Genomic DNA, 12921 nt, shown 5'->3' with positions numbered 1-12921 from the left:
TCCACGCACTAATCATACTAACATGTTAGAATTCTTGACAGGGGACGAACCGCTTGCCAAGCTCCACCCGAGGACTGCCGTGACGCGGGGTTGGGAGGCCCTTCGCACCATGACGTGACCCGACGGGGCGCATGGCATCTCGCGAAAGCAACCGAAGGATAAGCCGCCGCCCAAAGGGGAACACGCGGCACAAGGGGAGGACGTTACCGTGAAAGTCGATCTCTACAACGCGATGCGCTCGAAGATGAGCCGCCGCCGCATGCTGCAGGGTGCCACAGCACTTGGCGCCGTCACCGCGATGGGCCCGCTGGCCCGTCCGGCATTCGCCGAAAGCCACGGCAATGTCCGCGCCGAAATCCTGAAAATTCCGGGCGTCGGCGCTGGCTCGCCCACCGATGCCGATTGGCAGAAGGTCGGTGAAATGACCCTCGGCGCCACCAAGGCCAACGTGGCCGAGGGTGAATTCGCCGGCGTCGAGCTGACCTTCTTCGGCATCAACAACAACGGGCTGCACAACATCCTGTTCCGCGGCCTGCTCAAGGGCTGGGAAACCTATACCGGCGCGAAAATCAACTGGATCGACCTCGCACAGGCCGATTACAACCCGCGCCTGCAGCAAAGCATCGCCACCGGCACCGTCGATTTCGACATCCTCGCCATGGGTGCCCCGCTCGAAGGCGACACCGCCAGCAAGGGCCTCTTGGACGAAATGCCCGACTGGGTCAAAACCCAGATCGAGATGGACGACTATGTGAACTACCTTAAGGCCCCCGTCGGCACCTGGGACGGCAAGACCTACCGCATCTCGATCGACGGCGACTGCCACACCTTCGCCTACCGCACCGACTACTTCGGCGAGGGCGCGATCGGCGGCGCTGCCGTTCCGAAAACCTGGCAAGAGATCAACGCCGTGTCCAAGGCCGTCATCGGCCAGACCGACCCGCTGACCGGCCAGCCCGCCGTGGGCTACCTCGACCCGCTCAAGGGCTGGGGCGGCTTCGGCTTCTACTTCCTCGAAAACCGCGCGGCCGCCTATGCCAAGCATCCGAACGATCCGGCATGGCTGTTCGACCCCGAAACCATGAAGCCCCGCGTCAACAACCCTGCCTTCGTGCAGGCGATCCAGGACGTGATGGACCTGATCGCGGCCAACGCCTACCCCGCCGACCAGATCAACGCCGACCCCGGCACCACCGGCTTCTCGCAATTCCTCGCCGGCACCGGTTCGATGCTGATGTGGTGGGGCGACATCGGCTCGAACGCCCGCACCTCCGACACCTCGGTCGTGGGCGATGTGGTGGGCTTTGGCATCAACCCCGGCTCGGACAAGGTTTACAACAGCCAGACCGCCGCTTGGGAAGAGACCTATAACGAAGCGCCCAACATGGCCTTCCTCGGCTGGGGCGTCTATGTCACCAACCGCGTCTCGGGCGACGAGAAAAAGCGCAAGGCCGCATGGTCCGCCGCAGCCCATCTGGGCGGCAAAGACCTGTCGCTGTGGATGTCGGCCTATCCGTCGGGCTTCCAGCCCTACCGGAACTCGCACTTCCAGTATGACGAATGGGAAGCCGCAGGCTACGACCGCGCTTTCGTCGAGGATTACCTCGGCTCGAACGCCGACAGCTACAACCACCCCAACGCCGCCGTCGAACCGCGTATCCCGGGCATCTTCCAGTACTACTCGGTCGCCGAGGACGAACTGGCCAAGGGCTACTCGGGCCAGTACAAATCGGCCCAGGAAACGGCAGACGCCATCGCTGCCGCATGGGAGAAAATCACCGACGAAATCGGCCGCGACAACCAGATCAAGCTGTACAAGGCAAGTCTGGGGCTGTGATCCGGTTCTGACTGGGCAGGATGAAAGCACCCGCCGCGAGAGATCGCGGCGGGTTTTTTGTTGACAACCGGAGTTCGTTGTAAATTATTCGTCTGTCGTTAAGCGTGAAAGGGTAACGAGTGATGATGAAAGGTTTGATACTGTCTTGTTCGTTCTTGGCGCTTGCTGATGTCAGTTTCGCAGATGTTAATACATCTCGTACCATTGAATGGTCCGGCATCTCAAAAGGTGCTACTGACTTCGCGGCGACGCCTCTGATAGACTTTCTAGGCTTCCGAATTGGAATGAGTCTTGACGAAGCCTTGCAACACATCGGCAGTGATCCGCGCTTCGCTGGCGGAAACTTCGGTTTCGGTGAACCGATAGTGAATTATGACGCAACTTTGGGCAGAGAGCGTGTGTCTGTAAGTTTTCCTCTATTCGATCACGTAATGAAGGTTAATGTTACGACCAAAGGCGCTGTAGAAGACGCACTTTATCTGTTTTTCCTGCCCGACCCTGAGAGTCGCCTCATCTATGGAATGAATCGTAGAGTTTCCGCAGACGATAGAACAATTGGGCGTAAAGAGTTTTGGGAGCAAACGTTCAAAAAGTTTGGCACTGTAACCCTCGATCAAATCAACGGCTACGGTCGAGCTGGGACTGCCAACCAAGCCAACTATTCTTGGACTGCCAACAATGAATTGAAAGCTAACAAGGCCTGTATATGGGGTAAGCCAATCTTTGGAGGAAATGGCGATGTCATGTTTAGCATTGATCCTTACAGCCTAAAGCACTTAGAAGGCACGGCCAACTGGCTCACACAGGGATGCGGTACGATAATAACAGTTGGTGAGGGTGGTATGGCCGATACGCCCGCACTAAGTTCATTCTCGATGCTTGCGTTCGACACGGAACTTTACGTTAAGTCGTTGACGATTAATAACGCCGCAAAAGAAGAAGAAATAGGCAAAGTTGAGGCCGAACTGAACGATTTTAAATCGAACTTGGGAGGAAGCGCGCCAGAACTGTAAACACCCCACCCCTTGCCACACCCCCACCCCACCGCTAACATGCTAGTATGAGCAACGGTGATCTCCTCCACGTCGTCACGAACGACGACATCTCGCCGCGCCGCAAGGCGTTCGGGCATGGCATCATCTGGGGGTCAGCCGCCATCATGGCGCTGACCGCCACCCTGCAAACCTTGCAGGCCACGGGGCATGGCGACTGGGGCTTCACCACGTGGCGGCCCACGCTCTACGCCTTTTGCCTCTGGGCCACGGCGCTGTGCTGGGCGCAGGTGCTGATCCGGGGCGAGCAGGGCAAGCGCACCCTCTTCGTGCTGCCCGCCGCCCTGTTCGTCGTCTCGCTCACCGTCTTTCCGCTCCTGTTCGGCCTTCTGATCGCGTTTTCCAGCTGGAACCTTTCCAGCCCCGACGGGCGGCAGTTCAACGGGTTCGATAACATCCGCCAGATGTGGGCCGACCCGTTCTACTGGAACGCCATGTGGAACATGGTGCTCTACACCGCCGCGATCATCGTCGAATATGCCATCGCCTTCGGCCTCGCCCTGCTGCTGAACGCCGAAATCCGCGCCCGCAAATTCTTTCGCGTGGCCTTCCTTTTGCCCCTGATGCTGTCACCCGTCGCCGTGTCGTGGATGATCGGCAAATCCATGCTCGAGGCCCGCTACGGCCCCCTCGCCCGCCTTGGTCGCTTCCTCGGCTGGGACACGCCCTCGTTCTTCGGCACCCCCGAAATCGCCCGCCTGACGATCATGGCGATGGACGCCTGGACCTACATCCCCTTCATGATGATCATGATCCTCGCCGGATTGCAGGCCATTCCGAAAGAGCTGAACGAGGCGGCCAAGGTCGACGGCGCCAACGGCTGGCGCAATTTCTGGGAGGTCACCTTCCCCCTGATGCTGCCTGTCTCGATCACCGCGATCCTGATCCGCATCATCTTCAAGCTGAAACTGGCCGATGTGGTGATCAACGTCACCTCCGGCGGCCCCGGCGGGGCGACCGATACCGTCACCAGCTTCATCTTCCGCGAATACCGTGACCGCTCGAACGTGGGCTACGGCACCTTGCTTGCGATGGTCTACCTCGTCGTCATCATCATCGCGATGACCATCCTGATGAAACTCGCCGACCGTTTCGCAAGGCCCCGCACATGACCGCCAGCACCCAGATCTTCCGCGACACCTCGACCGACCTGAACCACCGCGCGAAATGGTGGACCAGCCGCATCGCGATCTATGGCGTGCTGATCCTCTGGGCCATAATTTGTCTGTTCCCGATCTACTGGACCATCACCACCAGCTTCAAGATGGCCCCCAACGTGATGAAGGGAAACCTGATCCCCTTCGTGGATTTCACCCCGAAATGGATCGGCTGGAAATCCCTCGGCCTGTCGCCCGACACCATCGGGGCGGAAAGCACCGTGCGCGCCGAATTCATGAAGCGGTTCTGGAATTCGGCCATCATCTCGCTCACCTCTTCGGCCCTTGCCGTCGCCTTGGGCAGCCTTGCGGCCTATGGCCTGTCGCGCTTCAGCTACAAATTCCTGTGGATGAAGAACGCCGACATCTCGTTCTTCTTCCTGAGCCAACTGATCCTGCCGCCCGTGGTGCTCGCCCTGCCCTTCCTCGTCCTCTACAAGGAATTGGCCCTGCTCGACACCCGCGTGGGCCTGATCCTGCTCTACACCCTCTCGGTGCTGCCGATCGTCATCTGGATCATGCGCGACCAGTTCGGCTCTATCCCGACCGAGTTGGAAGAGGCCGCCCTTGTCGACGGCCTGTCGATCTGGGGCGCCTTCGCCACCATCATCCTGCCCATCGCCCTGCCCGGCATGGTCGCGGCCTTCATCCTGTCGCTGGTGCTGACATGGAACGAATACTTCTTTGCCGCCCTGCTGACCTCGACCTACGCCAACACCCTTCCCGTGATGGTCGCAAGCCAGACCGGCAGCCAAGGCATTTCGTGGTGGAGCATGGCCGCCCTCTCCTTCGCAGCGATCCTGCCGCTGATCGTGATCGGCGTCGTGCTGGAACGCTACATCATCAAGGGCATGGCGGCAGGTGCGGTGAAATGACGATTTTCCTGCGAAAAATCTGCGCTCCGAAACTGACCGCAGGCCCTGAATTTTCGCAGAAAATTCGTTGGGCGGCGGACCCGGACACACCCTCATGCTAAAGGGCATCGACCAGCGACTGTCTGCCGAAATCGTCCATATCCTCATGCAGATGGGCCATGGTGACGATCTGGTGATCTGTGACGTGAACCACCCCGCCGCGACCATCGCTGCGCAAACCACTTACGGCAAACTGGTCGATATGTCAGGCTGCGACATCCCTACCGCCACCGCCGCGATCCTGTCGCTGATGCCGCTCGACACTTTTGTCGATGCCCCTGTCGCACGCATGCAGGTGGTAGGCGACCCCTACGCCCAAGTGCCGGTCTTTGCCCGCATGCAGGCAACCATCGACGCGGCTGAAGACCGCCCCGTCCCGATGCGCGCCCTCGAACGCTTCGCCTTCTACGCCGAGGCGAAACGCGCCTTCGCCATTATCCGCACCGCCGACAGCGGCCCTTACGGCTGCTTCATCCTGAAAAAGGGCGTGATCGACCTTCCGCCGCTGTCGGAACGCACTGCCTAAAATCTTCTGCGAAGGGTCCCCGCGCAAAAGATCCTTCGCAGAAGGATCGCCTGCAAGATTTTTCGCAGAAAAATCTTCGGGCTCACCCCAATCCCAACACATGCCGCAGATGCGCCAGCGCCACGGCCACGCCCGCCTCGCCCAGTTCGGCCGTCGCCGAAACTGCCGTCTCGGTGTACCAGTGCCCGCCCTCCAGCGCCCGCTCCATCGCCACCGTCTCGGGTGCCAGCGCCAGCATCAGCGCCGTCTCGCCCTCGCCTGCATGGTCAAAGGGCAGCACGTCGTTCTTCGGAAACAACGGGTGGATGCGAATCCAGTTGAACGGGTCCGCCCCCGCTGCCTGCGCCGCATAATAGCCCTGCATCCTGCGGTCGCCCCACCAGCCAAGGCCGCGCTCGGCCTCAAGCCATTTCATCACCGCATTGCGCCCCGCCAGACGAAAGGCAAGGTCGGTCGGCATCCCCTGATCGAAGCCTTCGGTCTGGTGGTGGATCACCCCGTGGATGTTGCGAAACCCCGTGGCGAGCAAGGCGCCAAACAGCGCCTCGGCCATCGGCTGGATCACCGAAGCGCCCACATGCGACGTCCCCGACCCCGGTCCCGCCACGGCAAAACTCGCCGCGCCATAGGCAAAGGGCGGCAGTACCACCACATCATCGCCCAACCGCGCCAAGGTCTCGGTCACTGCAAGCAAATCCACACCCGCCGGAAGGTGTTCGCCGTGATATTCCATCACCCCGATGGGAAGCACGACCGGAGTGTTCGCCGCCACCGCTTCGGCGATCTGGTGGGGTCGCATCCTGTCAAACCGCATCGCCCGCCCCCAGGTCATGCGCGATGTCCTTGGTCGCGAGATACAGCGCCTTGAACAGCGGATATTGCCGCTTGTAGGCCTCGACCGGCTCGGGAGAAACCACCCGCGCCACGGGGTTCCATTCCGTGATCTCCTCGGCAATCGCATGCCCAACCGCCACGGCGGCAAGAAAGGCATCGCCGTAACTCGCCCCCACGGTCTTTTCGCAGACGATCTGCGCCTCGCCGGAAAGGTCCGATGTCGCCTGCATCCAGACCGCGTTCTTCACCCCGCCGCCCACCGCAAGCACGCGGCGGGGCGAAGCCCCGACCTCGGCATAGGTCTCCAGCACATGCGCCGTGCCCGCAGCCACCCCTTCGATGGCCGCACGGAACATATCCCCCCGCGTATGCGTCAGGTTCAGGCCAAAGAAAGCCCCCCGCGCCATCGGGTCATAAATGGGCGTCCGCTCGCCGCTGAAATAGGGCAGACACAACAGACCCTTCGCCCCCTTGGGGCTGGCCTCGGCCTCGGCCGCCAGCGCCGCGAAATCCGCATCCCGTGCCAGCTGGTCGCGGAACCAGTGCGTCAGCGTCCCGCTCGTCGCAAGACCGGCCATTGACGCATGCATCCCCGGAAACAACCACGGCGCATACCACAGCCGCGCATCGCGCACGGGATCCGAGGTCACCTGGATGATGAAGATGGTCGACCCATACATCATCATCATCTCGCCGGGCGATTGCACGCCCACGCTGACCGCCTCTGCCGCCGCATCGATGGTGCCCACCGTGACCGGAGTGCCCACCGCCAGCCCCGTTTCAGCCGCCGCCGCCGCCGTCACGCTGCCCGCGATATCGGTCGACCAAGCCAGACGCGGCAAACGGGCCAGATCGATGATGTCGCCTGCCAAGGCATCGGTCCATGCCAGCTTGTTCACATCATACAAAGGCGAGAAATTCGCCGCCGTGTAATGGTCGATCACATGCTCGCCCGTCAGCTTCCATGTCACGTAACTGGTCGAGGTCAGAACCTTCGCCGTCCGCGCGAACAGTTCGGGATGGGTCCGCGCCAGCCACAAGATCTTCGGCCCCACCGATTGCGACGTCAGCGCATTGCCGCAGACCTGCATGATCCGCGCCTCGCCGATCCGGTCGGTCAGCTCGGCCACCTCGGCCAAGGCGCGCGTATCGACCCCGTAAAGCACCCCGTTCATCAGCGGCGCGCCCGCCGCATCGACCGGCAGCATGCAAGGCCCGATCGCACTTGCCGCGACCGCCGCTATCGCCTTGGGGTCGATCCCCGATTGCGCCAGCAGGGCGCGCGTGACGAAAACGAAATCGCCCCACCAATCCTCGTCGGCGCGGTGTTCGGCCCACCCCGGCCTCGGCACCAGCATCTTGTGCGCGCGCGTCGCGGTGGCCACAATCCCGCCGCCCGCATCGACCAGCACCCCCTTCGTCTCGAAGGTGCCGATATCCACCCCCAGCGTATAGCTCATCGGATCAACCGCATCTCCGGCCCGATCCGCGCTATCGCGGCATCGAGCAGCTCCACCATCCCCGCCACATCAGCCGGATCGCACACTTCCAGCGACGAATGCGTATAGCGCATCGGAAACCCGACATCGAGGCAGGCCACCCCCTCCTCCCCCATGAACTGGATATAGGACAGGTCGGTCAGCGCCCCTGTATGGGCCGACCGCTGCAAGGGCAGGCCTTCCGCCTCGGCCACATCCTCGAACAGCCCGACCAGAACCGGATGCGGAATCACCCCGTTCAGCGTGCCCCGCCCGTGGAAAGAATAAAGCGAAATCCCCGGCCCGCCACCCAGCGTCACCTCGCCCCGCCCCGCCATATCGGGCGTGTCGCAGGCCAGCAGCAAATCGATCTGGAACGCGATATCGGGCTTGGCCGCCGCCGCCGCTGGCAAGACGCCGCGCAGGTTGAACTCCTCTTGCACCGACCAGACCAGATGCACCGTCGGCCCCGCGCTGCGCCCGATCAACCGCTCGGCCAGCATCACCAGCGCCGCGCATCCGGCGCGATCATCGACCGAGGTGCCGGCAATCCGCCCCCCCGCAAGGTCGATAACCTGCGGCCGGTAGACCACCGCATCCCCGATCCGCACCCCCGCCGCCTGCGCCTCGTCCTTGGATGCAAAGCCGCAGTCCACATACAATTCGGCATAGGGCAGCACGCGGTATTTCTCGTCCGGAGTGGTCGCGTGATGGCTCTTGTTGGCGATCACCCCCGCCAGATCACCCTTGCGCGTGCACACCAGCACCGCCTGCGACGCCAGCGCCCGCTCGGGCACCCCGCCCAACCGTTCAAGCCTTATCAGCCCCGACGACTCGACCTTGCGCACGATGAACCCCAACTGGTCCATATGCGTAAAGACCAGCACCGCAGGTGCCGCCGGATCACCCTCGATGGTGGCGGACAGGTTGCCCAAACGGTCCGTCCGGTGCGCCAGCCCCAGCAGGTCGAGGTCCGCCGCGATCCGCGCACGGATCCGGTCCTCATGCCCCGCAAGACCTGGGACCAGCATGTAATCCCGGATCAGATCACGCAATTCCATCAGCAGCCCTCACCACATTCGATCAAGCACAATTTTCCCACAAAGAAAATTGGCCCTACCCCGACCGCCCTCAATAGCCCCGCGCCGCCCGCGCCTTGTCCATGAAATCGCGGGCGCGTTCTGCATCGACCGCTGCCCAGGTGTCACCGCCGACCTTCAACGCCGACCCCACGATACACCCGTCCGCCACGCGCAACACATCGGCGATGGTCGCGTGCTTCACGCCGGTGTTGGCAAGCACCGGCACCTTCGGCAACACCCGCTTCACGCCTTCCAGATCGCGCATCTCCGCCGCCTCGCCGGTGATCGCGCCCGACACCAGCACCGCATCGGGGATGCTGGAAAACACCGCCGACCGCGCCCTGTCGGGCAGGGAACGGGGGTCGAGCGACCCCGCAAACTCGGCCGAAACGTTGTAGAGCAAAGCGCAATCCGTATTGCCCAACCGGTGCTGGTAGCGCTGCGCCGCCCCCGCATCCGGTGCCCAGACGCCCATGTCGCTGGCATAGGTGCCGGTGAAGATCTCGCGCAGGAAGGCCGCCCCCGTCGCCGCCGCCAAGGCAATCGACGCCATCGGGTCCCACAGCACGTTCACGCCAAACGGCACCGTGATCTCGTCCCGCAGGCGCCCGACCACATAGGCCATCGTCGCCGTGCTGGCCGTGTCCACCTTCAACTCATAGGGCCGGTCGTTCTCGTTGCCGAACATCACCGCATCGACCCCTGCCGCCTGCAAAGCCGTCAGGTCCGCCCGCGCATCCGCGATGATCCCCTCGACCCCGCGCCCCGCATCATGCAACGGCGTGCCGGGCAGCGCCCCCAGATGCACCATGGCAATCACAGGCTTCCTGCCTGCGCCGAAGACACGCTCGAACCGGTTCATTCCATTCCTCCCGAAGATCGCCCCCACGCTAGCCAAAACCTATTGGACCGCAAGGCCCTTCATACTAGCATGTCAGCAACTTGGCGGAGGCACAGATGCAGACACGACATTGGGACAGGCTCGGAAACGGTGGCCTGACCTTCACCACCCTCGGCTTCGGCGCGGCCCCCATCGGCAACCTCTTCCGCGCCATATCCGACGATGACGCCCAAGCCGTGCTGCAATCCGCATGGGACGCAGGCGTGCGCTACTACGACACCGCCCCCCTCTACGGCCTCGGCCTGTCGGAAACCCGCCTCAACCGCTTCCTGCGCGGCAAACCCCGTGATGCCTACGTCATTTCCTCGAAAATCGGCCGCCTGTTTCGCGCCACGACCCCCGACAAACGCGACGGTTTCGGCAAATGGTTCGACGTACCCTCCCGGACCGAGGTTTTCGACTACGGCTACGACGCCACCTTCCGCTCGGTCGAATTCTCGCTCGAACGCCTCGGGATCGACCGCATCGACATCCTCTATGCCCATGACCTCGACATCTTCACCCACGGCAGCCAAAACGCCCTCGATGCAAGACTGGCCGAATTCATGTCCGGCGCCTATCGTGCCCTTGTCAAATTGCGCGACGACGGCACGATCAAGGCCTTCGGCGCAGGCGTGAACGAATGGCAGCCGTGCCGCTGGATGATGGATCGCGGTGATTTCGACATCTTCCTGCTCGCCGGCGAATACTCGCTTCTCCGCAGCGAAGCCCTCGACGGCTTCATGAACCCCGCCCACGAACGCGGCATCGGCGTCGTCATCGGCGGCCCCTACAACTCCGGAATCCTTGCTACCGGCCCGATCCCGACCGCCAAATACCGCTACGAAGACGCCCCCGACTGGGCCATGAACCGCACAGCCGAGTTACAATCGCTCTGCATCAAGCACGGCACCCGCCTCGTCGATGCCGCCTTCCGCTTCTGCGCCGCCCATCCGGCCGTAGTCTCGGTCATCCCCGGCGGCCAGACCGTGGCCGAGGTCACAGCAAACCTCGCCGCCAGCACAGCCCAAATCCCCCCTGCCCTCTGGGCAGATATGAAACAGGCAGGCCTTCTGCCCGCCAACGCTCCGGTAGACCCGCAATGAAAATCGACGCCCACCAGCATTTCTGGCACCCCCACAGGGGCGATTACGGCTGGATGCCGAAGGATGACCCGACACTGTCGCGCCCCTACGCCCCCGCCGACCTCGCCCCGCAACTGGCAGCGGCAGGGATCGACGGCACAATCCTCGTGCAGGCCGCCCCCACGGTGTACGAGACCGAATACATGCTCGGCATAGCCGATGCGACGCCGTGGGTCCTCGGCGTCGTCGGCTGGATCGACTTCGAAAACCCCGCCGACCTCGCCCATCTGAAGCGCCTCGCGAACCACCCGAAATTCAAGGGCGTCCGCCCGATGATCCAGGACATACCCGACGACGCCTGGATGCTGCGCGACGATGTGCAATGGGCCTTCCGTGCGATAACCGACCTTGGCCTACGCTTCGATGCCTTGGGCTTTCCCCGCCACCTCGCGCATTTCCGCACGCTTCTGAACCGCTACCCCGACATGCAGACCGTCATAGACCATTGCATGAAACCGCAAATCCGCGACAATTCCCCCGACCACCTGCGCTTTTGGTCCGACGGCATGTCCCGCCTCGCCGATGAAACAGCGGCTTGCGTAAAATTCTCGGCCCTGATCACCGAGGCCAACCCCGACTGGACCCCTGCCGACCTCAAACCCTACACCGACCACATCTTCGCCAGTTTCGGCCCCGAACGCACGATGTGGGGCTCCGACTGGCCGGTATGCCGCCTGCGCGGCGAATACGCCGACTGGCACGGCGCCGCCCGAACCCTGACTGCCACCCTGACCGAGGTCGACCGCGCCCTCATCTTCGGCGGAACCGCAGCCTCCTTCTACGGCCTCTGACCCCTCGCCCAAGGAAGGGGGGCTTTCCGCCCCCCCACGGGCCGCGTTCCGCGCCCCTCCCCCCCGAGGATATTTGAGCGAGCATGAAAGCCAAAGCCGCCCCCTGCTTTCACACTCGCTCAAATATCCTCGGGGGGTGAGCCGCCTTGGCGGCGAGGGGGGCGGAAAGCCCCCTGAACGCGCGCCTGCCAAGGCGCTGAACGCGTGCGGGCGGAACGCCCGCTCCGTTTGGTCAGCGGCTCAAGCGCCGTAAATCGCTCCGGCGATGATGCGGGTCGACGCGGCGGCGTCCTGCCGTGCAATGGCTGCCTCCAGATCGGCGCGACCGGCCAGCCCCGAGGCTATGGTCCGCAGCCGTTCGGTCAGGCGGATGTTCTCGCGCGCCTCCAGCACCGGGTCCAGCCCGCCGTGGTCGGGGAAGGTGTCGAAATAGATCACGCCGTCATAGCCGATCTTTTCCAGCGCCACGAACAATTCCACCGTCTGCACCGGATGCACCGTACCCGCCATAAGCCCGTCGTCACGCTTGCCGTAGCCATCGTTCAGATGCACGCCCAAGATACGGCTGTAGCGCGCCGCCAGCATCGCGGCCTTTGCCGGCATCTCTCCGGCATAAAGCACATGCGCGAAATCCAGCGTCACGCCCGCATTTTTGCGCCCCAGATCGCGCAAGGCGAGCAGCGTCGTCGCCATATCCGGCATCAGCGCATGGGCGCGGGGTTCGTTCGGCTTGTACTCCACCGACACATCCAGACCCGTATTGTGATCGCAAACCTCGGCCAGAGCTTCCAGCGTATCGTCCCACATGCGCGCGTAATCGGCCTGAAAACTGTAATCGAACCCGTCCTGCCCCAGCCACAGCGTCATGACCGTGCCGCCCATCGCCGCCAGCGCATCCATCCCGCGCTTGGTCACATCGACCGCCGCCCGCCGCACATCGCGGTCGGGGTGCGTGAACGCGCCCAGCTTGAATCCTGCCTCGGTATAGTAGCGCATGGCAAGCCCGTTCAGCGCCATGCCCTGCGCCGCCAGCATGTCGGACAGCTCGGCCGCCCGATGCGCCTCGAAATGGTCGGGAAAGTTCAGGTCCGCCGCCGACAGCCCGCCCACCTCGCCCGCGCGGGCGATCATGCCCGCCACACCTTCCTTGCCGCGCTTGAAGGCATTCAGACGCGCGGCATAGCGCGGGCGGTTCGGTAAAGTCATCACGGGGCGGCCTTTCAGC

At 63.2% G+C, this 12921-nt stretch carries 12 protein-coding genes; 7 read left to right on the top strand and 5 right to left on the bottom strand.

Translation table 11 applies throughout. The features are described 5' to 3' along the window. The first annotated feature begins 208 nt into the window (after positions 1–208). The 5 genes from HYN69_RS04770 (at position 209) to HYN69_RS04750 (ending at position 5486) form a co-directional block, all read left to right on the top strand. Complete coding sequence (locus tag HYN69_RS04770) at positions 209–1837, top strand: extracellular solute-binding protein (protein WP_108434740.1); 1629 nt, start codon at positions 209–211, stop codon at positions 1835–1837. A gap of 122 nt (positions 1838–1959) precedes the next feature. Beyond that, on the top strand, positions 1960–2850 hold the full coding sequence (locus HYN69_RS04765; protein ID WP_108434739.1) for a hypothetical protein: 891 nt from the start codon (positions 1960–1962) through the stop codon (positions 2848–2850). A gap of 47 nt (positions 2851–2897) precedes the next feature. Beyond that, a complete protein-coding gene (locus tag HYN69_RS04760; RefSeq protein WP_108434738.1) occupies positions 2898–4001 on the top strand; it encodes a carbohydrate ABC transporter permease in 1104 nt (367 codons plus the stop codon). Then, the gene (locus tag HYN69_RS04755; protein WP_108434737.1) at positions 3998–4921 is read left to right on the top strand and encodes a carbohydrate ABC transporter permease; all 924 of its coding nucleotides are present in this window, start codon (positions 3998–4000) and stop codon (positions 4919–4921) included. The genes HYN69_RS04760 and HYN69_RS04755 overlap by 4 nt, the downstream gene beginning before the upstream one ends. Positions 4922–5015: 94 nt before the next feature. Continuing rightward, the gene (locus HYN69_RS04750) at positions 5016–5486 is read left to right on the top strand and encodes an RbsD/FucU family protein (protein ID WP_108434736.1); all 471 of its coding nucleotides are present in this window, start codon (positions 5016–5018) and stop codon (positions 5484–5486) included. Between the two features lie 82 nt (positions 5487–5568). Here HYN69_RS04750 and HYN69_RS04745 read toward each other — a convergent pair whose 3' ends face one another. The 4 genes from HYN69_RS04745 to HYN69_RS04730 all read right to left on the bottom strand — a co-directional run bounded on the left by HYN69_RS04745 (position 5569) and on the right by HYN69_RS04730 (position 9742). Beyond that, a complete protein-coding gene (locus HYN69_RS04745) occupies positions 5569–6318 on the bottom strand; it encodes a creatininase family protein (RefSeq protein WP_216824655.1) in 750 nt (249 codons plus the stop codon). Beyond that, positions 6290–7780, bottom strand: coding sequence for an FGGY-family carbohydrate kinase (locus tag HYN69_RS04740; RefSeq protein ID WP_108434735.1), 1491 nt, complete (start codon positions 7778–7780; stop codon positions 6290–6292). Before HYN69_RS04740 ends, HYN69_RS04745 begins: the two co-directional genes overlap by 29 nt. Beyond that, positions 7777–8859, bottom strand: a complete 1083-nt coding sequence (locus tag HYN69_RS04735) for a M42 family metallopeptidase (protein ID WP_108434734.1) — start codon at positions 8857–8859, stop codon at positions 7777–7779. Before HYN69_RS04735 ends, HYN69_RS04740 begins: the two co-directional genes overlap by 4 nt. Before the next feature lie 70 nt (positions 8860–8929). Beyond that, the gene (locus tag HYN69_RS04730; RefSeq protein ID WP_108434733.1) at positions 8930–9742 is read right to left on the bottom strand and encodes a BtpA/SgcQ family protein; all 813 of its coding nucleotides are present in this window, start codon (positions 9740–9742) and stop codon (positions 8930–8932) included. Between the two features lie 95 nt (positions 9743–9837). Here HYN69_RS04730 and HYN69_RS04725 point away from each other — a divergent pair, with 95 nt between their 5' ends. Together HYN69_RS04725 and HYN69_RS04720 are read left to right on the top strand one after the other, a co-directional pair. Continuing rightward, a complete protein-coding gene (locus HYN69_RS04725; protein WP_108437036.1) occupies positions 9838–10866 on the top strand; it encodes an aldo/keto reductase in 1029 nt (342 codons plus the stop codon). Next, positions 10863–11696 (top strand): amidohydrolase family protein, encoded by an 834-nt coding sequence (locus tag HYN69_RS04720; protein ID WP_108434732.1) that lies wholly within the window; start codon positions 10863–10865, stop codon positions 11694–11696. The genes HYN69_RS04725 and HYN69_RS04720 overlap by 4 nt, the downstream gene beginning before the upstream one ends. 240 nt (positions 11697–11936) lie before the next feature. Here the strand turns inward: HYN69_RS04720 and HYN69_RS04715 are convergent, their stop codons facing one another. Next, positions 11937–12902, bottom strand: coding sequence for a sugar phosphate isomerase/epimerase family protein (locus HYN69_RS04715; RefSeq protein ID WP_108434731.1), 966 nt, complete (start codon positions 12900–12902; stop codon positions 11937–11939). Positions 12903–12921 lie beyond the last annotated feature (19 nt).

It is taken from the genome of Gemmobacter aquarius, from assembly GCF_003060865.1.
Lineage (GTDB): Bacteria > Pseudomonadota > Alphaproteobacteria > Rhodobacterales > Rhodobacteraceae > Paragemmobacter > Paragemmobacter aquarius.
The sequence above is the reverse complement of the archived record's forward strand: the minus strand, read 5'-3'. Positions and strand labels throughout refer to the sequence as shown.

Excerpts from the sequence above, each read along its gene's own strand:
- HYN69_RS04765 (WP_108434739.1), top strand. The coding sequence starts at position 1,960 with ATGATGAAAGGTTTGATACTGTCTTGTTCGTTCTTGGCGCTTGCTGAT.
- HYN69_RS04760 (WP_108434738.1), top strand. The coding sequence starts at position 2,898 with ATGAGCAACGGTGATCTCCTCCACGTCGTCACGAACGACGACATCTCG.
- HYN69_RS04755 (WP_108434737.1), top strand. The coding sequence starts at position 3,998 with ATGACCGCCAGCACCCAGATCTTCCGCGACACCTCGACCGACCTGAAC.
- HYN69_RS04750 (WP_108434736.1), top strand. The coding sequence starts at position 5,016 with ATGCTAAAGGGCATCGACCAGCGACTGTCTGCCGAAATCGTCCATATC.
- HYN69_RS04745 (WP_216824655.1), bottom strand. The coding sequence starts at position 6,318 with ATGACCTGGGGGCGGGCGATGCGGTTTGACAGGATGCGACCCCACCAG.
- HYN69_RS04740 (WP_108434735.1), bottom strand. The coding sequence starts at position 7,780 with ATGAGCTATACGCTGGGGGTGGATATCGGCACCTTCGAGACGAAGGGG.
- HYN69_RS04735 (WP_108434734.1), bottom strand. The coding sequence starts at position 8,859 with ATGGAATTGCGTGATCTGATCCGGGATTACATGCTGGTCCCAGGTCTT.
- HYN69_RS04730 (WP_108434733.1), bottom strand. The coding sequence starts at position 9,742 with ATGAACCGGTTCGAGCGTGTCTTCGGCGCAGGCAGGAAGCCTGTGATT.
- HYN69_RS04725 (WP_108437036.1), top strand. The coding sequence starts at position 9,838 with ATGCAGACACGACATTGGGACAGGCTCGGAAACGGTGGCCTGACCTTC.
- HYN69_RS04720 (WP_108434732.1), top strand. The coding sequence starts at position 10,863 with ATGAAAATCGACGCCCACCAGCATTTCTGGCACCCCCACAGGGGCGAT.
- HYN69_RS04715 (WP_108434731.1), bottom strand. The coding sequence starts at position 12,902 with ATGACTTTACCGAACCGCCCGCGCTATGCCGCGCGTCTGAATGCCTTC.